Annotated in this window: 24 protein-coding genes; 5 read left to right on the top strand and 19 right to left on the bottom strand. The window is 60.3% G+C overall.

The genetic code is table 11. The features are described 5' to 3' along the window. The first annotated feature begins 10 nt into the window (after positions 1 to 10). The 5 genes from AB8A27_RS22455 to AB8A27_RS22475 all read left to right on the top strand — a co-directional run bounded on the left by AB8A27_RS22455 (position 11) and on the right by AB8A27_RS22475 (position 7,080). On the top strand, positions 11 to 1,264 hold the full coding sequence (locus AB8A27_RS22455; protein ID WP_441243812.1) for an aspartate kinase: 1,254 nt from the start codon (positions 11 to 13) through the stop codon (positions 1,262 to 1,264). Positions 1,265 to 1,530: 266 nt separating this feature from the next. After that, positions 1,531 to 3,798, top strand: coding sequence for a phosphoenolpyruvate--protein phosphotransferase (gene ptsP / locus AB8A27_RS22460; protein WP_441243813.1), 2,268 nt, complete (start codon positions 1,531 to 1,533; stop codon positions 3,796 to 3,798). A 57-nt stretch (positions 3,799 to 3,855) separates the two neighbouring features. After that, on the top strand, positions 3,856 to 4,941 hold the full coding sequence (prfA, locus tag AB8A27_RS22465; RefSeq protein ID WP_441243814.1) for a peptide chain release factor 1: 1,086 nt from the start codon (positions 3,856 to 3,858) through the stop codon (positions 4,939 to 4,941). Next, positions 4,938 to 5,828 carry a peptide chain release factor N(5)-glutamine methyltransferase gene (gene prmC, locus AB8A27_RS22470; RefSeq protein ID WP_441243815.1) on the top strand — a complete coding sequence of 297 codons (891 nt, stop codon included), beginning with the start codon at positions 4,938 to 4,940 and terminating at the stop codon, positions 5,826 to 5,828. Before prfA ends, prmC begins: the two co-directional genes overlap by 4 nt. A 478-nt stretch (positions 5,829 to 6,306) precedes the next feature. After that, on the top strand, positions 6,307 to 7,080 hold the full coding sequence (locus AB8A27_RS22475) for a DUF4167 domain-containing protein (protein ID WP_441243816.1): 774 nt from the start codon (positions 6,307 to 6,309) through the stop codon (positions 7,078 to 7,080). A gap of 54 nt (positions 7,081 to 7,134) precedes the next feature. Here AB8A27_RS22475 and AB8A27_RS22480 read toward each other — a convergent pair whose 3' ends face one another. The 19 genes from AB8A27_RS22480 to AB8A27_RS22570 form a co-directional block, all read right to left on the bottom strand. Then, on the bottom strand, positions 7,135 to 8,271 hold the full coding sequence (locus tag AB8A27_RS22480) for a hypothetical protein (RefSeq protein WP_441244988.1): 1,137 nt from the start codon (positions 8,269 to 8,271) through the stop codon (positions 7,135 to 7,137). 242 nt (positions 8,272 to 8,513) lie between these two features. After that, entirely contained in the window at positions 8,514 to 9,143 is a 630-nt protein-coding gene (locus AB8A27_RS22485) for an NUDIX hydrolase (protein WP_441243817.1), read from the bottom strand. A gap of 56 nt (positions 9,144 to 9,199) precedes the next feature. Further along, positions 9,200 to 10,867, bottom strand: a complete 1,668-nt coding sequence (locus AB8A27_RS22490; RefSeq protein ID WP_441243818.1) for a methyl-accepting chemotaxis protein — start codon at positions 10,865 to 10,867, stop codon at positions 9,200 to 9,202. 115 nt (positions 10,868 to 10,982) lie between these two features. Next, a complete protein-coding gene (locus tag AB8A27_RS22495; protein WP_441243819.1) occupies positions 10,983 to 11,348 on the bottom strand; it encodes a ribbon-helix-helix domain-containing protein in 366 nt (121 codons plus the stop codon). Between the two features lie 70 nt (positions 11,349 to 11,418). Further along, entirely contained in the window at positions 11,419 to 13,086 is a 1,668-nt protein-coding gene (locus tag AB8A27_RS22500) for a pilus assembly protein TadG-related protein (protein WP_441243820.1), read from the bottom strand. A 3-nt stretch (positions 13,087 to 13,089) separates the two neighbouring features. Then, positions 13,090 to 13,524, bottom strand: a complete 435-nt coding sequence (locus AB8A27_RS22505) for a TadE/TadG family type IV pilus assembly protein (protein WP_441243821.1) — start codon at positions 13,522 to 13,524, stop codon at positions 13,090 to 13,092. 152 nt (positions 13,525 to 13,676) lie between these two features. After that, complete coding sequence (locus AB8A27_RS22510) at positions 13,677 to 14,498, bottom strand: LysR family transcriptional regulator (RefSeq protein ID WP_441243822.1); 822 nt, start codon at positions 14,496 to 14,498, stop codon at positions 13,677 to 13,679. 427 nt (positions 14,499 to 14,925) lie between these two features. Further along, positions 14,926 to 15,276: a VanZ family protein gene (locus tag AB8A27_RS22515; protein ID WP_441243823.1), complete on the bottom strand. Its 351-nt coding sequence runs from the start codon at positions 15,274 to 15,276 to the stop codon at positions 14,926 to 14,928. A 115-nt stretch (positions 15,277 to 15,391) separates the two neighbouring features. Continuing rightward, positions 15,392 to 16,105 (bottom strand): flavin reductase family protein, encoded by a 714-nt coding sequence (locus AB8A27_RS22520; protein ID WP_441243824.1) that lies wholly within the window; start codon positions 16,103 to 16,105, stop codon positions 15,392 to 15,394. Beyond that, positions 16,077 to 17,066, bottom strand: coding sequence for an amidohydrolase family protein (locus tag AB8A27_RS22525; protein ID WP_441243825.1), 990 nt, complete (start codon positions 17,064 to 17,066; stop codon positions 16,077 to 16,079). The genes AB8A27_RS22520 and AB8A27_RS22525 overlap by 29 nt, the downstream gene beginning before the upstream one ends. A gap of 13 nt (positions 17,067 to 17,079) precedes the next feature. Continuing rightward, on the bottom strand, positions 17,080 to 18,465 hold the full coding sequence (locus AB8A27_RS22530) for an amidase (protein WP_441243826.1): 1,386 nt from the start codon (positions 18,463 to 18,465) through the stop codon (positions 17,080 to 17,082). Beyond that, positions 18,465 to 18,659, bottom strand: a complete 195-nt coding sequence (locus AB8A27_RS22535; RefSeq protein WP_441243827.1) for a hypothetical protein — start codon at positions 18,657 to 18,659, stop codon at positions 18,465 to 18,467. The genes AB8A27_RS22530 and AB8A27_RS22535 overlap by 1 nt, the downstream gene beginning before the upstream one ends. A 7-nt stretch (positions 18,660 to 18,666) precedes the next feature. Beyond that, positions 18,667 to 19,371, bottom strand: coding sequence for an ABC transporter ATP-binding protein (locus tag AB8A27_RS22540; protein WP_441243828.1), 705 nt, complete (start codon positions 19,369 to 19,371; stop codon positions 18,667 to 18,669). Beyond that, entirely contained in the window at positions 19,364 to 20,119 is a 756-nt protein-coding gene (locus tag AB8A27_RS22545) for an ABC transporter ATP-binding protein (RefSeq protein ID WP_441243829.1), read from the bottom strand. Before AB8A27_RS22545 ends, AB8A27_RS22540 begins: the two co-directional genes overlap by 8 nt. Before the next feature lie 58 nt (positions 20,120 to 20,177). Next, positions 20,178 to 21,437 (bottom strand): ABC transporter substrate-binding protein, encoded by a 1,260-nt coding sequence (locus AB8A27_RS22550; protein ID WP_441243830.1) that lies wholly within the window; start codon positions 21,435 to 21,437, stop codon positions 20,178 to 20,180. A gap of 45 nt (positions 21,438 to 21,482) precedes the next feature. Beyond that, positions 21,483 to 22,445, bottom strand: a complete 963-nt coding sequence (locus AB8A27_RS22555) for a branched-chain amino acid ABC transporter permease (protein WP_441243831.1) — start codon at positions 22,443 to 22,445, stop codon at positions 21,483 to 21,485. Next, on the bottom strand, positions 22,442 to 23,293 hold the full coding sequence (locus tag AB8A27_RS22560) for a branched-chain amino acid ABC transporter permease (protein ID WP_441243832.1): 852 nt from the start codon (positions 23,291 to 23,293) through the stop codon (positions 22,442 to 22,444). Before AB8A27_RS22560 ends, AB8A27_RS22555 begins: the two co-directional genes overlap by 4 nt. Positions 23,294 to 23,312: 19 nt before the next feature. Continuing rightward, entirely contained in the window at positions 23,313 to 24,197 is an 885-nt protein-coding gene (locus tag AB8A27_RS22565; protein ID WP_441243833.1) for a polysaccharide deacetylase family protein, read from the bottom strand. Between the two features lie 15 nt (positions 24,198 to 24,212). Then, complete coding sequence (locus AB8A27_RS22570) at positions 24,213 to 24,914, bottom strand: fumarylacetoacetate hydrolase family protein (RefSeq protein WP_441243834.1); 702 nt, start codon at positions 24,912 to 24,914, stop codon at positions 24,213 to 24,215. Position 24,915: the final 1 nt, after the last annotated feature.

Raw genomic sequence — 24,915 nt, forward strand, 5'->3', positions numbered from 1 at the left:
ACCACTCGTCATGGGCCGGCTCGTAATGAAATTCGGCGGTACGTCCGTCGCCAACATTGACCGTATCCGCAACGTCGCGCAGCACGTCAAACGCGAGGTCGATGCCGGTCATGAGGTCGCGGTGGTGGTGTCGGCGATGTCGGGCAAAACCAACGAACTGGTGGCTTGGTGCACCGAGGTGTCGCCGATGCATGACGCCCGGGAATACGATGCCATCGTCGCGTCCGGAGAGCTCGTGACCGCCGGCCTGCTGGCGATCGCGCTGCAGACCATCGGCATCCAGGCCCGCTCCTGGCAGGGCTGGCAGATCCCGATCAAGACGTCGGACGCCCATGCCTCGGCCCGGATCGACGAGATCGACGGCGACAAGCTCGTCAAGCGCTTCAAGGAGCGTAAGGAAGTGGCCGTCATCGCCGGATTCCAGGGCATCCATGCCGAGACCGGCCGCGTCACCACGCTCGGCCGCGGCGGCTCGGATACCTCGGCCGTCGCGATTGCAGCTGCCATCAAAGCCGACCGTTGCGACATCTATACCGATGTGGACGGCGTCTACACCACCGATCCGCGCGTCGTGCCAAAAGCACAACGCATGAACAAGGTGGCGTTCGAGGAAATGCTGGAACTGGCGTCGCAAGGCGCGAAGGTGCTGCAGGTCCGCTCCGTGGAACTCGGCATGACCCACAACATGCCGATTTTCGTACGCTCAAGTTTCGACAAACCCGAAGACATCGACCCGCACGGCACCCCGCCGGGCACGCTGATCTGCAGCGAGGAGGAAATCATGGAAAGCCACGTCGTCACCGGAATCGCCTTTTCCAAGGACGAGGCCCAGATTTCCGTCCGCCAGATCGAGGACAAGCCGGGCGTTGCCGCCTCGATCTTCGTGCCGCTGGCCGAAGCCAACATCAATGTGGACATGATCGTCCAGAACGTCTCCGAAGACGGCAAGACCACCGACCTGACCTTCACCGTGCCGGCCACCGACTATGCCCGCGCCAAGGAGACCATCACGGCGGCCAAGGCCAAGATCGGCTATGCCCGGATCGACAGCGCAACCGATGTCGCCAAGGTCTCGGTGATCGGTTCGGGCATGCGCAGCCATGCTGGCGTCGCCGCGCAAGCCTTCGCTGCCCTCTCCGAGCGTCAGATCAATATCCGGGCAATCACCACGTCCGAGATCAAGTTCTCGGTCCTGATCGATACGGCCTATACGGAACTGGCGGTTCGCACCCTGCACACGCTGTATGGCCTCGACAAAGCGTAGAAAATTCTTCCTGAAACATCCGTTATTTTGATGTGAACGGTGTGTTTCTTGTCTGGCAGGCGTTTTGCTTGGCAAAACAAGCTTCAATTCGCTATACGGCCTGAATGGGCAGCCGTCGCGGCTGAGGGCACCGTTTCGGACAATCTGATACGGTACTGTCGCTGTGCCTCTTGTTGCGCGGCGGCAGAAATTTTGTTGTTTTCTGAGGCTTAGCGCCGACACGCGGTTCTTTCCGGGTGCCGGCTTCGCGGGGAGGGTGTCGGCACATGCGGAGCGCGTCGGGTGGTCCCCGAGTCTTGCTGAGACGGCTCCGCGAAGTGATGGCGGAGCAGGTCAGCGCTCAGGAACGCCTCGACAAGATCGTGGTGCTGATCGCTGCCAATATGGTGGCGGAAGTCTGCTCGACATACGTGTTGCGCGTCGACAATACACTCGAGCTCTATGCCACCGAAGGCCTCAACCGCGACGCCGTCCACCAGACCGTGCTGAGCTCCCATGAGGGCCTGGTCGGTCTGGTCGCCTCCGAAGCCACACCGCTCAATCTCAACGACGCGCAGAGCCATCCGGCGTTCTCGTTCCGCCCGGAAACCGGCGAAGAAATCTACCATTCGTTCCTGGGCGTGCCGATCCTGCGCGCCGGCAATACGCTTGGCGTGCTGGTGGTGCAGAACCGCGCCAAGCGCACTTATGTCGAGGAAGAGGTCGAGGCGCTGCAGACAACGGCGATGGTGCTCGCCGAGATGATCGCCTCCGGCGAACTTTCGGCGCTGGCCCAGCCGGGCGCTGAACCCGCTGCACGGCATTCCTTGCACAAGACCGGCGCCATTCTCTCCGATGGCATCGCGCTCGGCCACGTGGTTCTGCATGAGCCGCGCGTCGTCATCACCAATTACATCGCCGAAGACCTGCCGAAAGAAATCAAGCGGCTGGATACGGCGTTGACCAAGCTGCGCTCGGACCTCGACCGCATGCTGGAACGCGGCGACGTCGCCGATAGTGGCGAACACCGCGACGTGCTCGAAGCCTATCGCATGTTCGCCAATGACCACGGCTGGTCGCACAAGCTGCACGAAGCCGTCGCCACCGGCCTCACCGCCGAAGCCGCCGTCGAACGGGTGCAATCGGATACCCGTGCCCGCATGCTGCGCTCCACCGATCCCTATCTGCGCGACCGATTGCACGATCTTGAAGATCTCGGCCATCGCCTGATGCGGCAGCTGGTCGGTCAGGATCACGCGCCGTCGCGCGAGCAGATGCCGGACAATGCGATCCTGATCGCACGCGCGATGGGCCCGGCCGCCCTCCTCGACTACGATCGCAAAAAGCTGCGTGGCCTGGTACTGGAGGAAGGCACGGCCAATTCGCACGTCTCGATTGTGGCACGCGCGCTCGGCATTCCTGCGATCGGCGAAGTCGCAAATGCGCCGGGCATTGCGGATCCAGGCGATGCCGTCATTGTCGATGGCACATCCGGCTCGATCTATATCCGCCCATCGCAGGAAATCGAATCCGCCTATGCGGAGCGCGTGCGTTTCCGCGCGCGGCGACAGGCGCAGTATTCAGCATTGCGCGACCGTCCCTGCGTGACCAAAGATGGCCAGAAGGTCGACCTGCTGATCAATGCCGGTCTGATCATCGACCTGCCGCATATCGACGATACCGGCTCGGCGGGCATCGGCCTGTTCCGCACCGAACTGCAATTCATGGTCGGGGAAAGCCTGCCCCGCTCCAGCGATCAATTGGCGCTGTATCGTGCGGTGCTCGATGCTGCCGGCCCCAAGCCGGTGACGTTCCGCACCCTCGATATCGGCGGCGACAAGGCGCTCCCTTATATGGAGAGCATCGTCGAGGAGAACCCGGCACTGGGCTGGCGCGCAATCCGTCTTGGCCTCGATCGCCCGGGCCTGCTGCGCGGTCAGATCCGCGCACTGCTGCGTGCAGGCGGAGGGCGTGCGCTGCGCATCATGTTTCCGATGATTTCGGAAGTGGCCGAATTCGATCAGGCCAAGGCGATCATCGAGCGTGAACTGACCTATCTGCGCCAGCATGGACATGCGCTGCCAGAGCGAATCGATGTTGGCACCATGATCGAGGTGCCTGCGCTGGTCTATCAGCTGGACGAACTCCTGAAGAAGGTCGACTTCGTCTCGGTCGGCTCCAACGACCTGTTCCAATTCCTGTTCGCAGTCGATCGCGGCAACGCCAAGGTCTCCGAGCGTTTCGACACCCTGTCGGCGCCGATCCTGCGCGTGCTGCGCGAGATCGTGCAAAAAGGCGACGCCGCCAAACGTCACGTCTCGCTATGCGGCGAGATGGCGTCGCAGCCGATCGGCGCACTGGCGCTGGTCGCCATGGGGTATCGTTCGCTATCGCTATCCGCCACCGCGCACGGCCCGGTGAAAGCGCTCATCCTCGATCTCGATGCCAAGAAGGCTGAGGCCTTGATGACACAACTGCTCGACGCGCCTTCGGGCAGCGTCTCGATCCGGCAGAAGCTCACCGAATTCGCCGAAGCCGAGGGGCTGTCGTTGTAGCGAGGCTCTGCCCGTACGACGCGCTTTTCCCCTTTCCGCGATCTCCGAGATTCGACCATGTCCCTGCTGCCTGAAACCAAACTCGACGTACTCCTCGCACATCACGCCTCGCTCGAAGCCGCCGTTCTCGGCCAGCTTGCCGCCGAGGACTATGTGAAAATGACGCGTGAGCTCTCCGAGCTCAATCCACTGATCGACGCGGTGAAAACCTATCGCGGCGTGCTTGCAGAGATCAAAGACATCGATGCGATGATCTCCGATCCGTCGACCGACGCCGAGATGCGGGGGATGGCAGAGACGGAGCGCCCGGCGCTGGAAGAGCGTATCGAGGCCTTGGCGCAAGAAATTCGCGTCGCCCTATTGCCGAAAGACGCGATGGACGAACGCAACGTAATGCTCGAAATCCGCGCCGGCACCGGCGGGGATGAAGCATCACTCTTCGCCGGCGACCTGTTCCGGATGTATGAGCGCTTCGCCAGCCTGCAGGGCTGGAAAGTCGAGGTGATATCGGCCTCCGAAGGCACCATGGGCGGCTACAAGGAAATCATCGCCGAGGTGAAAGGCCGCGGCGCCTTCGCCAAGCTGAAATTCGAATCCGGCGTGCATCGCGTCCAACGTGTGCCCGATACCGAAACGCAGGGACGCATCCACACCTCCGCAGCAACGGTGGCGGTGCTGCCGGAAGTCGAGGAAGTCGACGTCGAGATCAAGCAGGACGACCTGCGCATCGAAACCATGCGCGCCCAGGGCGCCGGCGGCCAGCACGTCAACAAGACCGAATCGGCGATCCGCATCACGCATATCCCGACCGGCATCGTGGTGATGATGCAGGATAGCCGCTCGCAGCATAAAAACCGCGCTTCGGCGATGAACATCCTGCGCTCGCGCATCTATGACGCCGAGCAACAGCGCATCGATTCCGCCCGCTCGGCCGAGCGCAAGGAGAAGGTCGGTTCCGGCGACCGCTCGGAGCGCATCCGCACCTACAACTTTCCGCAGGGTCGCGTCACCGACCACCGCATCAATCTCACACTCTACAAGCTGCCGCAGGTGATTGCCGGCGAAGCGCTGGGCGAACTGGTCGATGCGCTGACGACAGAGCATCAGGCTGCACAACTCGCTGCCCAGGGCGACGCGGCGTGAGCGCCGGCGACGCGTTCGCCGGACAGAGCGTCGAGAACGCACGACGCTCATTGACCAATCTGCTCCGCACCCAAGGCATCGATTCCGCTGAACTCGACGCGCGCTTGCTGACTGGCGCCGCGCTCGAACTCGATCTGACCGGGTTGATCTCGGCTGCAAAGCGCATCCTGACGTCCAACGAAGCGGCCCAACTTGCCCACTTCGTGCAGCGCCGCATCGATGGCGAACCCGTCGCCCGCATCCTTGGCATGAAAGAATTCTGGGGCCTGCCGCTTCAATTATCGCCCGATACGCTGGTGCCCCGCCCCGATACCGAAACCCTCGTCGAGGCGGCGCTCGAACTTCTCGACGCGATAGGTCCGCGCGACCGTCCGCTTGTGATCGCCGATCTCGGCACTGGCTCCGGCGCGATCCTGCTGGCGCTGCTTTCGGAGTTATCCAATGCCACCGGCATTGCGACTGATATCAATCTCGATGCCCTGCGGACGGCTCGCTCCAATGCTGCGCAACTCGGCTTGATCGAGCGCGCTCATTTCGTTGTCTGCGACTATGCCTCGGCCCTGGTCGGCGGCTTCGACCTGATCGTCTCCAATCCGCCCTATATTCCCTCGGCCGACATTGCCGACCTCGACATCGAGGTGCGCGACCACGACCCGCTCCGCGCCCTGGATGGTGGAACGGACGGATTGGATGCCTATCGGATAATCGCCCCTGAAGCCGCGCAGCTGCTGGTGCCCGGCGGCTTGCTGGTGGTCGAGGTGGGCCACGACCAGAGCGACGATGTCGCCGGCCTGATGGCGGCATCCGGGCTAACCCCGCCAGCCCCCCCAAAAGCTGATCTGGGAGGCATCCGCAGGGCGGTATCTGGACAAAAAAAGCCCCGATAAAGCCTTCTTAGGACAGAAAAAACCGCTTGGAATATCCCCGGGGAGCGACTACCTTCCACTCACAACATCGGTTCAGGGTTGGCTCGCCCCGTAGATTTACGGCTGGAAGCCAGAATTCTCGCTAGAGAGCCCGTCCGGGTGAAAGGTTCCAACAGGCAGGTTTGGTTGAGCGCGATGGCTGAGAGAGCTGCGCTGCTCGCGACCGCAAAGCGAACGAAAGCCTGATATTGCGCTTTAAACTTCACGCACAGAAGCCTGACCTTGTTTCGGCAGGTGAGTGATTTGGTCCGGCTGGCACGGTCAGCAGGCGGTTGGGGAACGCGTCTTTGTTGAACGCGAATGACGGCAACATCGATGCAGCAAAGGTCTGCACGACGATTCGGATGCTTGACGCGTCCGCATCCCGCAATGTGCTGCGGCAATCATCTCTTTGAAACATAGCTCTGTGACACTCTGGATCGATAACTGAAGGCGACACATGCGAAACGGTCAGAACAACAACAAGCGGATGCGGAACAACAACAACAACCGCAACAATAATAATAACAACAATAACAATCGGCGCGGCCAGAACCCGATGACCCGGGTCTTCGAATCGAATGGCCCCGATATCAAGATCCGCGGTACCGCCTCCCACGTCGCAGAGAAATACGTCCAGCTCGCCCGCGATGCGCGCAGCTCCGGTGACCCCGTTGCCGCCGAGAACTACTATCAGCACGCCGAGCACTATTTCCGCCTGATCGCTGCCGCGCAGGAGCAGTTTCGGCAGAACCAGCCGCAACCACGTACCGAAAACGAGATGCCGCCTGAGGAAAATGATGACGAGAGCGAGAGCTTCTCGAACTTCGGCGCCGAGCCTGGTTTCGTACCGGTGCAACAGCAGCCCTTTGCGCAGCGCGAACAGCCTCAACAGCGTGAGGGTGGTCAGCCCTATCAGCAACGCGGCGAACAGCCTTATCAGCCCCGCGAGAACAATCACCGCGAACACCGCCAGCAAAATCAGCCGCAATATCAGCCGCAACCGCAGCCCATGATGCCGGTCGGCGACGGTGTCGATCGTCTGCCTTCTTTCATCACGGGTGGCGCACAACCTCAGCCCGGTGGTGCTCCAGGTGGCTTCGAGCAGAATGGTGGTGGAGAGCGCTTCCCGCCGCGTCGCCGCCGCCGTCCGCACGGTCCTCGCCCCGACGTTGCTGCTGCTGGCGCGCCGGCAGAAGCATCGAGCGACGATTTCAATCCGGGGAACTCATAAGCTCAGCCACTCTCCGGCGAGAGCGCATATTACGAGGCATAGATTGGCCGTGGCTCAAAAAGCCGCGGCCAATTCCTTTGCGCCTGGCAAATTGCTGTTGCTATCCATCCGCGCATTAGTGACTGCGAGCAGCTTGGCTACGGTATTGTGGCGAATCGCCACCGGATTGCGCTCATAGCCGCCACGCTGGAAGAAGTTCGCCGTCGGCACCTGTTCACGCATCGCCAATGGCATGGTCACCATATCGAAGCCGTTGCCATCGCCAGTGAGGTTCATCATCTCAAGCTCGGCTGCGCTGAGCGGACGGTCGAAGCCACGGGCGCGCGCAAAATTCACAGAGGTCAGCAGTTTGTGGACCTGCAATTGCGGGCCGATATCCATGTCCAACACGAGCGCATGCATCGCCCAGCCTTGCGGAGTCGTGCCAAGCTTCTCAAGCGCGCTCCAGTTTTGCGGAACGGTGCGTACAGTCGCCTGCATGCGCTTAAAGACCGCAATCTTGTGATCCATCGCCTTACGCTGCGGACCCGAGAGCGTCGATGCTTTCTCGATCAGCACTTTCAGAATATGAGATCCCTGTTCGGCAACGAGCGTGGTCGTATTGGCTGTGAGCAGCTGATTGTAGCCGATAGCGGTAGAGATCGCGCGCGACCCCGGACGTGACGGGTTCAGGCCCGACTGCATGTCATGGCCGCCATTGCCACCGGTCTCGAAAGAATAGACGCGCACCGCAATGTCGCGTGTCAGCCCGGCCTGCAGAGCGGCACGAGCATAGGCGCGCTTGAACTCCATCTCATTGGCAGGCCGCTGCGGCACGAACTGGAATTGGTCCCTCGCCGCCGCGAGAAAATCCGCCACCACCGGAAGATCCTTGCGAACGCGCGGACCGGCATCTTCAGGCTCCGGATTCACCGGACGCTTCGGTCCTTCATAGAGCGGCGCCTGTTCCAGCACGTAGTCATTCAGCGTAATCTGCTGGCGGTCACGGCGCTTGGCGTTGCGGATTTTTCGCTTCTCAGAGATTGCATCCCAATAGGCACCAGCCTCCTGATCAAAGGCAGCGCGCGCTTCCTGATATTCCGCGAGCTTGCGTCGGTATTCAGCCATCGCTTGCGGCGAAGCGCCCTGGGCCACCGCATTGGCGACGCCTGCCGGCAACTGGGCGGAATCCAGCCCATGCGCGACCGGCATGAACAAAAATACCGCTAGCGGGACAGTGGCAGTAAAGGCGCGAATCAAATGAGACATGGGACCTGTCGAGATGGCTGCCGGCGTAGCCGGCAATGCAAAGGAATGAGGCAGGACGCCGCCCCGCGCCCCTCCCAGGCGGGTCAAACATATCCCGCTTAGAATGACGTTGGATGAGTTTGGTGAACAATGTCTTTCCAAGGCCGGGCGCTGCCTGCGCCGACACGTCGCGCCGGGGAGCAGAATCACTTCCAGGCGAAGACCGGCTGCTCCAGCTCGGCCACACGGGTGGTGCGCCCCGCAAGAACTTCGCTGAACTGATAGATCAGCGCGGCGGTCGGCGCGTGAATAAGGTGGCCGAAATGACTGTAGCGGATCAGGCGCCGGTCGCTCTCGGGAATAGCAACGAAATCAAACGCCTGCGGCCGCGCGAGCTCCGACAGCGCGATGCGATGAACCGAGGCGACTTCATCGGGGTTCGGCATCAATTGAAGGCTGTCTTGCGCCCACATGACGACAGGCGTGATCAGATAGCCGGAGCGGGTTGGGTAATCATCGAGAACGCCGATGACATCGTCCCGCGTGAGCTGCAGACCGAGCTCCTCATGTAACTCGCGGATTGCCGCCTGCTCGGGCGTCTCTCCGGGATCGCAGCGACCGCCAGGAGGCGCCCATTGATTGCTGTGAGCGCGCAGACCGGACGCACGTAGCGTCAGCAACAGAGAGGTCTCCAATTCAGTCACCGCTTCAGCCATCACGAGGGCCACCGCCGCACGCTTCAGGCCTGAAGCGTACTGGCCCTCGTCGGCCCGCGTGAATGCGGCCAGGCGCGTCTCGATCATTGTCCGGGTGGCGGCATTGAACGGCAGGATCATCCGTGATTGATAGCACAATCGCGGATGATCCGACAAAGCCGTACAAATTCTGCGCATCAAGCCAGTTCAGATGCCGCGCGCTGCATGTTGTCCGACATATCGCTGGTCACAGTGCTCTGCTCCTCGACGGCCGCCGCCGTCGAGGTCACGAACTCGTTGACATGTTCGATCGCCTGCTTGATCGAGACCAGCGCGCCAACCACGTCTCCGGAGATGCCGTTCAGGGCCTCGATTTCACTGCTGATCTTGTCGGTGGCCTGTTTGGCCTGGTTGGCCAAATTCTTGACCTCCGCCGCCACCACGGCAAAGCCCCGCCCCGCCTCACCAGCGCGAGCCGATTCGATGGTCGCATTAAGCGCGAGCAGATTGATCTGGCCGGTAATGTCGCCGATGAGCCCAACGATGCCTCCCATCGCATGAGCCGCCGAGGTAAGCCGCTGCGCCTGGATATCCGCCGTCTCCACCTGTTGCACCGCTGACTCCGCCGTCTGTCGCGACTTCACCATCGTCTCGGAGATTTCGCGGATAGAGGCGTTCATTTCTTCGCTACCGGCTGCGACCGACTCGATCAAGGAACGAGCGCGCTCCGCTTTCACGCGGGCCATAGCCTGTGCCGTAATATCGGCAGCGTATTTGACCACTTTGAACGGCTTGCCGTTGAGATCGAAAATCGGATTGTAGGACGCCTGGATCCAGATCTCCCGCCCCCCTTTCCCGATGCGCCTGTATTCCGCGGCCTGATAGGTGCCGCGATTGAGACTCGCCCAGAATTCCACATAGGCCGCACCAGATCGCTCGATCGGATCGACGAACATACTGTGATGCCGGTCGCGGATTTCGTCGATCGTGTAACCGACCGCATCAAGGAAATTCTGGTTTGCCGTCAGGATGGTGCCATCCATGCGAAACTCGATGACTGCCTGCGACTTGCGAATAGCCGCCATCTGGCTGTTGCTATCAGCGGCAAGCAGCTTCTGTTGTGTCACATCTGTCGCGAATTTCACAACCTTGAACGGCTTGCCGGCGTCATTGAGAATCGGATTGTAGGTCGCGAGAATCCAGATTTCCTTGCCGCCCTTGCCGATACGCTTGTATTCAGCCGCCTGATACTCACCCCGGCCGAGCCGCACCCAGAAATCCCGGTAGGCTGCGCTATCGCGTTCGCCGGCTTCCACGAACATGCTGTGATGCCGCCCCTGTATTTCGGACAGCGTGTAACCAAGCGTGTTCAGGAAATTCTCGTTGGCGACAATCACGGTACCATCAAGATTGAATTCGATGACTGCCTGCGCACGGCTGATCGCAATCACCTTTCCGTGCGCCTCAAGACTTTCAAACTTCTGCGCCGTGATATCTGTAGCGAATTTGATGACCTTGAACGGCTTACCGCTCTTGTCCATGACCGGATTATAGGAGGCCTCGATCCAGATCTCTTTGCCGCCCTTGGCAACCCGCTTGAATTGCCCAACCTGAAAAACGCCCCTGTTAAGGTTACCCCAGAACTCCCGATAAGTGACACTCTCGCGCACAGTAGGCTCCACAAACATACTGTGGTGCTTGCCCTTGATCTCATCGAGAGTATAGCCGAGCGCCTTGAGAAAATTTTCATTCGCCTTGATGACCGTGCCATCGAGATTGAATTCGATGACGGCCTGGGAGCGACTGATCGCGGTCGCCTGCACCAATGCATCTTGTAAATCGGTCTTGCTGTGTCGATTAAACATCTGTCGCTCCGTGGCCCAAACGGCCGTTATCTTCAAATAGTCGGCGATACGACGTCGCGCGGCACTGCGCGTCGTTTCCTCAAATCAAATAAACTGGAAAGTTCGAGCAGCTGGCCTAGTCGGCCAGCTGCCGGTTCTGCGATTCCACACGCCCCCAATAGGCCGCAACTTTCTCAGCTAGCTGGTTGTGGTTGGCATCCAGCTTGGCATTGTTGTTCCCCGCCGGCTGATCGGCGGTGCCGGCCGTCAAGCTGCGTGCAGCAATCTGCTGAAAATATTCGAGCACAGCGATACGTAGATTGGACGACAAATTTGGCGTTTCGCGCTTGCGCTCGATCTTCTCGATATAGTGTTCGATGGTGGTATTTTCCATGCGAACGATCGCCTGCAGGCTGGCCCAGAAACTGTCTTCCAGGCTGACGCTGGTGCGCTTCTTCGAGACGACAACCGAGCGCTTGCGGTTAACGTTAGGGCGGTTCATTGCGGCTTCGTATCCCATTTTATCAGTCCTCTTCTGTTAAAGGTGGCATTGAAGTTCACGCGTTACTGATTCAGTTCACCAACACTGCGCCGTCACAGCGAACACCGGATACCCACACATCGGCCTGTCCAATTCCGACGCCGAGACTTGCCAACGTTGCCGCCAGCAATTGATCGATTGAGCTGGTCGCCCCGCTGATGATGCTGGTGACGAGCCCGCCGAGACCCGGGATCGCCAGACCCAATCCAAGAACACTGATGTTGAGGTCGCCAAGCAGACTGCCCGTCAGGGACGACGTGAAGTTTGTCGTGTTCACGGTCTTCTTCGTCTGCGACGTGATATCCGAATAGCTGAAGTTGACACTGACCGGCGTGGTGTTGCCCATGCCCGCATGGGCCTTTCCCGTCACGATTGGAAGCCCCAGGAGATTCACAAGCGGTGCCGACCCCGGGTTCGGTTTGGTCGTAATGTTGTTGAGATCAGCCGCAGTGACATTACCTATCCATGCATCAACAATGCCGGGTGTGACGCCAAGCGTGACGCTCGATGTATTGACGTTCGGATAGCCGCAACTGACCTTGTTCAGCGTCGCTGTGCCCGACGCGACCTCCACATAAACCGGCAGATTGACCAATGACGCCGAACCACTTCCGATCAACTGGATGGATAGCAGCACCCGTGTCTGGGCTGTATGAACACTGACGCCCTGCGTACCCACGGCAATCCAGCCGGATCCCTGTGGACGTGCGCCAATGGTCGCCGTAAGTGATGCACTGGCAATGCCCGGTAGACCCAAATAGACGGATGCGGCGATCTGGTTGGTACCGTTAGCGACTCCAGCCGTTGCCTGCAGCAAGTCGTAGAGCGAGATGCTCACACCGTCTTTCGGCTTGACGCCCACGATCAGGTTTGCGTAGGGGCCCGCATCAATCAGCGTACCAGGCGCAATCTTGGTCGTCACAGAGGCTGACGCCTGCGATATCGTCGAGAGCGCGGTGGTCGCCGTCCCGCTGCCATTGGCAGCCTGCTGCGCACTCAACGCTGCGGATAGAATATCTCCGATCTTGATGTTCGATTTCAGCAGCGTGTCATAAGTCACGCCGGTCAGACTGACACGCGTCGCCAGCGCCGAGAGGAAGGTGAAAGCATCGATACGCGCACCAAGAAGCGCATTGTAGTCCATGACCGACAGCGACAGGGTCGTTCCCAGCATCGATCCAAGAACGCTATTCAACAGACCGCCATTTAACGACGCCAATCGCGAACCGATCGAGAACGACGCTATAGCCGTCGTTGTTGCGGTTGCCGTCGTCTTGATGGTGAAATTGTTGCTACCGGTAAAGAAATGGCTGAAGTACAGCGGTGTCGCGGTCTGAAGACTGACCCGCGCCGCATTGGCTGTTCCAGTCGCTGGCGTAACAAAGCGGCTTTGCGCAGCGACGGCCGAATTGGCTGTGTAAGTTCCGAGTTCTACACCGACGAGGGAACTGGCCGGATAATTATTGCTGGTGACCGCCGCCCGCGCGGCGTTCGTCGCATTGCTCAGATTGCTAGCGGCGACGATCGCCGCGAGATCTGCGGCGGCCTGTGTCTTGCGACGATCGGCAGCGATGGTCCCGATATCGACACCCAGTGCAGCACAGCAAATGGCCAGAACCATGCCGCCCGCGGACATGATGGCAATATTTCCGCGTTGGTCGGAGCGAAACCTCTTGAGAAGTACGCACATCGATTCCATCGCTCAAAACCCTCCGTAGGGAATGGCGGCAGATCGCGTGACTTGCGATGGGGGCATCGGCACGAAAGGAAGCGAATAGATGAACATGGTCGACGCGTCGTAGTTGACCGTGACCACGAAAACGTTTGCGTTCGATGATGATGTCGCCGCATTGACGCTCAGCTTCGACGCATTGATCAGCGGATAAGTCGCTGCATTCGACGCGACATAGGTCGATGCGATCGAGCCGCGTTCGGTCTCGGACAGTCCGGCGACAGAGGAACGTGCTGCCTCGGCAGCAAGCTGCTGAACACCGTGAACGACCGCAAGATATGATCCGAAGACGACGATGCCGAAAACGATCGACAGAAAGACGGGAAGCAGCATCGCGAATTCGACTGCGGAAGCACCGCGTCGACACGACAGGAGTCTTCTCATGCTGGTGCCGAATCTCAACATGCACTGAGATTCGCAAAAGCGCGTGAAAACTACCTATACAACTTCTGTTACCACCTGATGGGATCAATCATCTCCAATGCCCGGATAGTGTTGAATGACGGCATTGGATTTGATGGAGGCATCATGTTTTCTGATACACGCCAATGAGAGAACTATATACCGAAGAATTTAACGCGCAGTTCCTCCATTAGAACACTGTGTTTCTTGCGAATGCCCTCGCGCGCGCATAGCAAGAGTTTGGGTATCGCCAGCTTCGGAAGATAATATTCATTGGCCGCCAAGAGCGGCGCGGGGATCAGAGCTGTTGGCAGCAGAGTTAAACCGACGCCTGCCTTCGCAGCTTCGATCCGTGCATGATAGTCCGGGCTGGAGAATGCAATGCGATAGATCATACTCTTGCGCTCGAGCGCCTCAATCATAACGTCATGCGCGATCTGCCCTGGCCAAGTCAGCAACGGAATGGGTGCGCCAGGACTTAACGTGAAATCCTTCGATCGGACCCAGGTCAATTCATCGTCGCGTTGTGCGACGACATCGACGGCCGCATCCACGGGCATATCGGAGATACTGAGGAACACGCCCACATCGATGTAGCCGTCGAGCATGCTTTTTGCGATCTCAGTCGAATTATCTGCATAGATGCAGACATTACTCATCGCCGCCTTGCTCATCCCTTCCATTGCGCGTTGCGAATAGAAGTTGGCCAGTCCAAGCCGAATAGTTTGATCTTCGGGCGAAGCGCCACGCAGCAAGAGCAGCTGATCGTTCGCCTCCAGGATCTTCCTGGCCTGGATCAGAACCAACTTTCCGAGCTCTGTTGTCGATGAACCATTGGCAGACTTTTGGAAGATACTGCCGCCGACCGCATGCTCAATGCGCTTGATCTGCGAGCTGATGGCTGGCTGGCTCAGGCCGAGCAGCTTGGCGGCCTTGGTGATGCTGCCGGCTTCGGAAATACCAACAACCGATCGCATGATTTCGGTTGGGATACTCGAATGCTGGTACCGCCGATGCATAATACGTTGTCCTTTGAGATCGACGTCTCTCCACGCAACGGAATTGTCCGCTTCGAGACGTCACACCAAAGTCATCGGCCATCTACACCAACCTGACCGAAACGTTTCTTAGATCGTTGAAATTGTAGACACTGCGATACACACCTTCCCACAAGTTGTATCGGTGTCCTTTTACACATGCCAAGTACTTTCACGTGGAGGCATGCGTGATTTCTGCGATTCGCAGGCTCAAGGCGGGGTCGCGGGTAGAACGCTACCGTGCTTGCAGGTATTTTTTAATGCCGCGAAATGCAGAGCATCGAAGATACCCCTCACAGGCCGGAACTATCAAACGCGATTCGCAAAAAGAGCTGACGCACCCTTGGCGATATAGTTCAGATCGATCTCAACCTAAGGTGATAAATCTTTTTAGAGTCTGATGGAGCGCGAGCGACATCCCGATGCCGGTGACGCCGCCTGCAAGTTTGACCAGCGCATCCCGCACCTCGCCGTGCCGGTCCGGCGTCAGATGTTGCAGCACCTCAAGCCCGACTGCCGCCCCCCCAACGAGCGTCAGGACAAGCCAGAGATGGCGGGGATAAGCGAGACCGAACAAAAGGCCCACGAGTGCGAATGCGCCGAAGCGCTCAAGACTGACACCGCCAAAATGCGGTCGCAGCCCGATCGGTGACAGAGTCGCAAAAGCAATCAGCGCAAGTATAGTCCATGCAATAGCAATGAGGGTTTTTCGATACATCCAGCAGTCATATCCTATACAACCGCGGAGCGGCGATTTCTCACCTCTGACGGTTAATCGAACACGCAGAAAACTACCACCGGCATTCCGACGCACTCCTGGACAAAAAATTCCCTCAACGGGAGCCACGGAGTTGCCAGGTGTCGAAACTGTCGGGTTTGATCTCGAACCGATCTTGCATCCGTGCATACATGGTTCCCGCGATGCGGGCGACCGGAAGATAGTGATCATAATCCGTACGCAAGGTGACGGGGTCGACAACGCCATCGCGAACCTGAATACCCAGGACCTCCCCGACCAGCAGGTCGCGTTCTGCGCCAAAGTTCATCATTGTCACTTTCCGGCATTCCAGTGCCGCAGGCGCCTTCGCCAAATGCGGTACCGGCACATTGATGCCAGCCGTCATTGGAAGCTGCAGGGCATCCAGTTCGCCGATGTCGGATGGAAAGCTGATCGAACAGTCGACCATATCGTTGGCGAGGGCCTCATCCACCATGTTGATAACAAACAGCCCATTGGCGCGCACATTGCGGGTCGTGTCCTTGACCGACAGATCGGGCCTGGCCTGCAGGCCGACCACCACCAGCGGCGGCTTCTCGGAGAACACATTAAAGAACGAGAACGGCGCTGCATTGACCACGCCGGCATCTGAGATGGTGGTGATCAACGCAATCGGACGCGGCACCACCAGACCGCACAACAACTTGTAACGCTCGGGGCCACTGAGCTTCGCAAAGTCAAAATGAACCATCGCCAATCTTGCCTCATCAGTTGCCGCCTTGCCGCAACGAGGCAGGAGCTTATCCGATCTTGAACAGCCGGCTCGCATTGCCGGACAGGACCTTCTGACGGTCAGTTTCCGATAGCTTGGCCTTGTTGACCAGCCCCACCGGATCGGGGTCCCCCATGTCGAACGGGTAATCCGAGCCCATCATCACGCGATCGACGCCCACCGTCTTGACCAGGTTGTCGATCAAATCCGCAGAGAACACGCAGGTGTCGAACCAGAGCCGCCCAAGATAGGTCGACGGCGCATCTGCCGTGAGCCGGCGCACTTCCGGGCGCACCTTCCAGGCGTGATCCAGTCGAGCTGCGTAAAATGGGTAGAAACCACCGCCATGAGCGATAACCACGTCAAGATCCGGATGCCGGTCGAGAATGCCGCCCATGATGAAGTGGGAGATCGCAATGGTTTCCTCGATGGGCTGGCCGACGCTATTGACCATGAAGAAATCGCCGAGCCGCTGACCATGGGAGAAACCCAGGGGATGCACGAACAGCGGCACCCGCAGTTTGGCAAGCCGTGCATAGAGCGGATCGAACGAGGCGTGAGACAGTTCGAGGTTTTCGACGCGGGTATCGATCTGGAAGCCGCGCAAGCCGAGTTGCTCGACCGCATGAACCGCCTCGTCCACCGCGCGCGCGGGAAACCGCATCGGCAGCGTGCCCATCCCCGCGAAATGCGCAGGATCCTGCGCCACGAGCGCGGCAATGTCTTCGTTCTGCACGCGCGACAGCGCACACTGCAAATCTTCGCCGGCCCAGTAATTCTGTTGCGCCGGGGCCGGCGCGATCACCTGAAAGTCGACGCCCATCTTCGCCATCATCTCGCGGCGCTTGGCGATGTCGAGCATCAGGCCCGGAAGCAGCTTGCCCTGTTCCGCATCAGTTTCACGGCTCGCCGGCGACATATCGCGCCGATAGGGATTGTCCATCGGATCATAATGTCCAGCCACCAGCGGCTCGACGCGCTTGCTGAGAGCATGGGTGTGCATGTCGATGATGGGCATTCGAAATCTCTTCTCAGTTCAGTTCGGCACCAGCGGGGATGCGCTGATGCCAGTCGGTCGCGCCCTGATAGGCGTGAGCGACGCGCAGGATATCAGTCTCCGCATAGGGGCGACCGACCAGTTGGAACGCGATGGGCAGACCCGCCGCATCGAAGCCGCACGGCACTGAGGCTCCCGGTAGACCGAGATAATTGATGCCGCGGGTGCAATGTGTGAGCTGGCCGATCACGGCAGCGACGTCGGCAGGATCGCCTTCGGTGGTTGCCGCGATGGTCGGCACCGGAATCGAGATCGCCGGCAGCAGCGCGAGATCGGCGGATCCGATGCAGGACGCGATCCATTGCTGGGTGATCTGCGCGCGCAGCGACAGCGCTTCCACATAACGTGTCGCCGGATAGAGCAGGCCTGGCTCGATGCGCGAGCGTACCTGATCGGCATAGTCCTGCGGTCGCTCGATCAACCAGCGGCGATGGATCGTCGCAGCCTCGACGCTCATGACGATCTGCATCAGCGCGTTGATCAGGGCCATGTCCGGCGGAGTGGTCTCGAGGATGGTGACGCCGAGCGACCGGAGCACCTTCACGGCTTCATCCAGCGCTGCCGCTACATCCGGATGCAGAAGTTCGCGGTAGTACCCCCCGGGAATTGCGATGCGCATCCCGGCCACACCCGTATCGAGCGCAGCTTCATAGTCTCGCTCGGAGATCACCGACAGCAGTCGCGCGGCATCCTGCGCGGTACGGGCCAGAGGTCCCGTGCAATCCAGTGAGGCAGATAGCGGCATCACACCATCGGTCGGAACCAGTCCCCAGGTCGGCTTCAACCCTATCAGGCCGCACATGGCGCCGGGATGGCGTAGTGAACCGCCGGTATCCGTCCCGAGCGAGCCGGTCACGAGGCGCGCGGCGACGGCGACGCCGGAACCGGAGGACGAGCCGCCCGGCACATGCGCCGGATTCCACGGGTTGCGCGCATGACCCAGCGACTCGTTATAGCCCGTTGGGCTCATGGCGAATTCCGCTAGCTGCAGACGGCCGAGATCGAGCGCGCCGGCGGCGTCGAGCCGAGCGATCACCGTGGCTGTCACGTCAGCGCGAAAGTCAGCCCGGATTTTCGAGCCGCCACCGGACAGATCACCGGCACGATAGAAGAGATCTTTATGAGCAAGCGGCACGCCATGCAGCACCGGCAATACCGCGCTCGATGCGCGCAACTTGTCGGCGGCTTCGGCCGCGTCCAGCGCCCGTTCGTCATCAAGCCGCACTACGGCATTCAGTTTGCGGCCGATCAGATCAAGCCGTTCCAGCGCCACCGTTGTGGCCTTTACGGACGTGACGTCGCCCTTGGCGATGGCATCCGCGAGGGCGCAGAGATCAAGAGTGGCGATCGCGCTCTGCATCAGCGCTTGTCCATATCAGCGAGCCACGCCTGATAGGCATAGGGCGTCGAATCGAACACCATGTCTTGAACAGCTGCAGTCGCGACGCGCGTGTTATTTTCCGCAACCAGCCCCGTCATGCGCGGTGCGCGTTCAGCGGCGCCGGGCACCTTGTTCAATTCGGCAGCGACTTGGCGCAACAGGTCTTCGCTCATGGTCACCTCAATGCACGCCGAGCCGCTTGAACAATACGTCCGTCTGCTGGTTCATCTCCTGCGACGTGCCGTGATGCACGATCTGCCCTGTTTCCATAATGTAGACGCGATCGGCGACGGCCAGCGCGCTGTAGAGATTCTGCTCGACCAGCAGGATCGACAGCCCCTCCTTCTTGAGGTCGAGAATGATGCTTTCGAGGTGCTGCACCATCACCGGCGCGAGACCTTCCGAGGGCTCGTCCATCAGGATCAATTCGGGATCGATCATCAGCGCGCGGCCGACCGCCAGCATGCCACGCTCACCACCCGACAACTGGCCGCCACGGTGATGACGACGCTCGGCAAGCCGCGGAAAAATGGCGAATACGCGATCGAGCGTCCAGCCATCCTTGGCGCGCGCACTCTTCAGCATGGTCAGATGCTCGGTCACCGTCAACGACGGAAACAGCCGGCGCCCCTGCGGCACAATGGCGATCTTGCGATTGGCGATATCATGAGGACGCAGACCAACGAGGCTCTCGTCGCGCCAGGTGATCGTGCCCGAGCTCACCTGTGGCGGCGTCAGGCCCATGATGGAGCGAATGAAAGTGGTCTTGCCCATGCCATTGCGACCAAGCAGCGCCACGATCTCACCAGGACGCACCTCGAGTGACGCGCCGCGTACCACGACCGCGTCGCCGTAACCGCTGTGCAGATCCTTGACCTCAAGCATGACGCGGCTTCCCGAGATAGACTTCCTGGACCTTGGCGTTGCGGCGAATGCCTTCCGGCGGCTCCTCGACCAGCACGCGGCCCTCAAACATGCAGGTCACGTAGTCGACCAGCCCGAGCGCCAGATCCATGTCGTGTTCGATCAGGATCACGGTAATTGCCAGGTCGAGCGAGCGGATCACCTCGGCAATCATCGAGCGCTCCGACGGCGACAGGCCGGCAGCCGGCTCATCCAGCAGCAACATGGTCGGCGTTGTCACCAGCGCAATCGCGATTTCGAGCTGCCGCTGCTCGCCATAGGACATTTCCTTGACGATGATATTGGCCCGCTCGGCGATCCGTGCGGCGTTCAGCGCGGCCGCGATGCGCGTAGCCTCGCTATCATCCGGATCGGGCGAGCCAAACAGCGAAAACTTCTTCGGCTTCAATCCGCGCAGCGCCAGCATCATGTTGTCCTGCACGCTGAGCGTAGGAAACAGGTTGGTGATCTGGAAGGTGCGCGAGATGCCGAGCTGCGCACGCCGGTGGGGCGGCAGCCTGGACACGTCATGTCCATTGAAGCTGATTTTGCCGGACGTTGGCGGATGCGCGCCGGCAATGGCATTGAAAAGCGTGGTCTTGCCAGCGCCATTCGGGCCAATGATGGCCCGGCGCTGGCCCCGCGGTACGGTCAGGCTGACGCCATCGACCGCCTTCAGGGCGTCGAAAGCCACCGTTACATCGCTCAGCGTCAGGATCGGTTCGGACACGAAAATTTCCCGTTGGGCGGAGCGCGGCATGGCCGCGCTCCGATGTCAGCGCTATAGATCAGGTCTTCTTGATGCCTTGGAAGGTCCGCGAGTATGGCGGCTGCTTCAGGTAGGTCGCCGGATCGTATTTCCAGAACTGCGAGACATTCGAATAGGTCTCGATCGGCACGTTCCAGTATTTTCCGTCGGCGCGTTTGACGACCTTGCGGATATAAACGTCGTAGATCGGGTTGCCGTAATCGTCGAACTTCACGGTCTTGCCGAGGGGCGAGTTATCGAGCTCGGTCTTCAGCACCGTGTCGATAAAGGTTTCGCGGTCCTCGACCTTGCCGCCCATCTTCTTCAGCGCGGCATCGATCCACATCATGCCGGAATACATCGAGAAACCATAAAGCGACGGGATCTTGCCGTACTTCGCTTCGTAATCCTTCTCGAACTTCGCGGTGGTCGGAACGTCCGAGCCTTCGGCGAAATGCGCCGCCGCGACGATGCCTTCGCATTCGTCACCCATAGTGCGGATCACCGACTGGTCGGTGCCGTTCATGGCCATCAGCAGAGGCGTCTTCCCTTTCAGGCCGAACGACGCATATTGCTGGATCAGACGAGTTGAGTCCGCACCAGTCTCCATCGCAAAGATCGCGTCGACCTGGAGGTCGGCGAGCTGGCCGAGATAGGGGCTGAAGTCTGCTGTGTTCAACGGATGCCAGAACTGCTGCACGATCTGGCCGCCGCCTTCGGTAAATACCTGGGCGAGACCGCCGCACTGTTCGTGACCGAAAGTGTAGTCCTGGCTGATGGTAGCGATCTTCTTGTAGCCCTGCTTCAAAGCCCAATCGCCGAACGGGTGGGTGAAGGCGCTGGCGGAATAGCCAGCGACGCGGATCACGTTCTTGATGCGGGCGCGCTGGGTGAGGTCGTCGGCCGCGATGATCGGAATGAAGTAAGGCGTGCCGGTACCCTTGACGTAATTGGCGACGGCGAGGCCGGTATTGGCGAGCAGGTTGCCGATCAGCATGTGGCAATTACCCTGCTCGACCAGGCGACGAGCCTTCTGCAGTGCTGTGTCGGGATTCGACGCATCGTCCTCGATCACCAGCTCGACCTTGCGACCGCCCATCTCGTTCTTGACCTGGTCGAGATAGAATTGCACGCCTTCGACCATCTCCTTGCCGCCCGAAGCCACAACGCCGGTCAGCGGCGCCAGCAGACCGATCTTGATCGGGCCGGCCTGAGCCTGTGCGGAGCGCCACGGAGCGACACCGACGCCCGCGGCCGCGACAGCCGCCGTAGTGTTCTTGAGAAATTGCCTGCGATCCATCTCGAAGTCCTTTCGTGAGCAACCCGATTGAAACGTGAAACCGACTTATCGCACCTTGCGCGAGGTGATCGCGCGCAGCTTGCCTATGATGCCCTCGGGGGCGAATATCATGATGAGAACGAAAGTGATGCCGAGCACCATCAGCCAGCGCTCGGTATAGGAGCTGACGATATTCTCCAGCACGATGATCGCCGCTGCGCCCACAAAGGCGCCGAACAGCGTGCCGACACCGCCGGCGATCATCATCAACACCCCCTCCACCGACTGCGCGAGCGCGACGGTCGAAGGGCTGACAAAATTGTTGAACATCGCATAGAGTCCCCCAGCGATGCCGGCGAAGATGCCGGACACCGTGAAGCCGATAAACAGATGCAGAGGCACATTGTAACCGAGGCTGCGCATGCGGCTTTCGCTGTCGCGGATGCCGCGCAGCGTCAAGCCGAACGGCGAGCGCACGAAGCGCCACATGGCAAAGGACACGACAACCGCGCCGGCGAGCACCGCCCAGTAGAACGCACTATGACCCATCAGGATCGCTGGCCGCACATCGGCGCGCATGCCGTTCTCGCCGCCGGTCACCTGCGTCCAGCGCAGGCAGACACCCCACACGATCATGCCCAGCGCCAACGTCAGCAGCAGGAAATAGACACCGGAGGTGCGCACCGCGAGTAGCGCAAATACCGAAGCCACCGCGGTGGCGGCCAATACACCGAGCGCGAAGCCCGTCCAAGGTGACAGGCCAGCCTGGCCGGTCGCATAGACGACGACATAGGTCGAGACACCGAAGATGGCGCCATGGCCGAGGGAGGTCCGACCGGCAAAGCCAGCAAGAATGTCGATCGACATGGCGAGAACACCAAAGATCAGTACTTCGGTGGCGAGACCGACCTGATAGCTCGATAGCACCATCGGCAGGCAGGCCGCGACGATCACCACCAGCGCGGCGATAACGAGTCCACGGCCGGTCATGCCGGCGAGAACTGACGTTTTGGATACGGGCTGCGTCATGTGGCACGTCCGAACAGGCCGAGTGGACGGAATGCGAGCAGCACCGCCATCGGGCCGAAGATCACGAAATAAGCGAGTTCGGGGAACATCACCTGGCCAAGCGTATTCAGAAGCCCGACTAGCAGACTGCCGACGCCCACCCCAACGAGACTGCCGCGCCCGCCGATAATGACGACGGCAAGACTGAAGGTCAGAATTTCGGCGTCAGCCGAGGGATAGAGCGACAAGAACGCGCCTCCCATCAGGCCGCCAAGACCGGCCAGTGCCGAACCGAACAGGAAGGTGAAGAGGAAGACCCGACGGATATTGACGCCGGATGCCTCGACCATCTCGGCATCGTCGACACCGGCGCGGATCAGCGCACCGAGCCTCGTATGGTTGAGCAACACCCACAGGCCGATGAACACGAAGATGCCCATCCCCAACACAAACAGCCGGTAGATCGGATAGAAGGTGCCGAACACCCGCGTGCCGCCGCGCAACATCTCCGGGATCGGCACAGTGAAGCTGTCGCCGCCCCAGATCACCAGAGCAAGATCGTTGAGAAAGAACGCGACGCCAAGCGTCAGCAGCACTTGCCGCAACTCATTACCGCGCACGAAACGCAATAAGCCCTGATCGAGCACGAAACCAATGGCCGCGATGGCAGCCATGGCTCCGATGCCACCGACGACGAAGCTGCCGGTCTTCACAGCGATGCTGTAGCCGATATAGCCACCGAACAGATATAGCGCACCATGCGCAAGATTAACGATCCGCAGCAGCCCAAAAATCAGCGTAAAGCCGCTCGCCACCACGAACAGCAGCGCGGCGAAGGTCAGGCCGTTGAGGAGTTGAAAGAGACTCATGCCCTGCTGCTTGCCTGATCTATGCTTCCGGCGCTTTCGGACCGACCGAAAGGTACCAATCGAGAATCTGCTCGCCGGTCATGAAGGCCACGTCGGACTTCTTCTGGATGGTCTCGAAGATCCGGCGGAAGTGCTTCAGGCGATGCGGCGCGCCCATGATGTAGGGATGCACAACCAATGCCATGACCCGGGCCGAATTCTCGGAATCCTCGTAAATCTGCTCGAACTGGTCGATGGCCCGGTCGTAATATTCCGACGCCTTGTGATGCTGGATCAGCATCATCGCGACGTCGTTGCATTCCTGCGTGTAGGGGACATTGACGATGGGTGCGGTCGTCGTCTTCAGCCACACCGGCTGATCGTCCAGCACCCAATCGCAGACATATTCATACCCCTCCTGCTTGAGCAGGTCCGGCGTCTCCCAGGTCTCCGTAAGGCCAGGCCCGAGCCAGCCGCGCGGACGCTTGCCGGTCACGCCCTCGATCACATCGGCGGTCTTGCGGATATCCTCGCGCTCGTTCTCCACCTTTTGCATGTTGCGCTGGGTGAAGCCGTGACCCATGAACTCCCAATCGCGCGCCTTGGCCGCTTCGACGATGGGCGGGTAAGCAGCGATCGCCGAGCCGTTGATCGCCAGCGCGGCGGGGAGTTTGTAGTCGTCGAACACTTTCAACATGCGCCAGAAGCCGACACGGTTGCCGTATTCGTGCCAGGCCCAGTTCGGAACATCCGGCGAGGGCGAGCCGCCGGCCGGGGGCGTCAACACCGTGCGCGGCATCGGCTGCTTGGCGTCCCATTCCTCGACATTGACGATGATCCACACAGCCATGCGCTTGCCATTCGGCAGTTTCAGCGGCGGGCGGGCGTCGATGGGCGAATAGGAAATGCGTTCGGTCGGCAACATGATCAGATCCAGTCCTTAATCTTGCGCCTCGACGATGGTGATGCCGAGCGACGGCAAACCTTCGATTCGCGCATCGATGACGTCGCCGGGAACGACGGGACCCACACCGGCAGGCGTACCCGTATAGATGAGATCGCCCGGCTCGAGCTTCATCTGCTTCGACAGCTGCGCCACGATCTCCGGCACGCTCCAGATCATCTGACCGATATCACCGCGCTGCTTCTCGACGCCGTTCACCGACAGCGTGATCGCGCAATTGTTGAAATGCCGGGCATCACGTGCCGGCGCAATTTCGCCGCAAGGCGCAGACGCGTCGAAGCTCTTGCCCATTTCCCAAGGCAGTCGCATATCGCGGGCATCGCGCTGGCGGTCGCGACGGGTGAGATCGATGCCGACGGCATAACCCCAGATGTGATCGAGAGCATCCTCCACCGCTATGTCGCGTCCACCACGGCCGATCGCCAGCACCAGCTCGACTTCGAACTGGAAGTCTTCGGTGAAAGCAGGATAAGGCACGCGAGCGCCATCCGGCACCACGCTGTCGCGCGGCTTCTGGAAGAAGAACGGCGGATCGCGCTCGTCGGCTTCCTTCATCTCGCGGATGTGGTCGAGATAGTTACGCCCCACGCAATAGACGCGACGTACGGGGAAAAAGCCGCCGCCCACGACCGGCACGCCGGTGACGGGAATTGCGGGTAGCATCTGCTGGGACGTCACG

It is taken from the genome of Tardiphaga sp. 768_D3_N2_1, assembly GCF_052076105.1.
GTDB lineage: Bacteria > Pseudomonadota > Alphaproteobacteria > Rhizobiales > Xanthobacteraceae > Tardiphaga.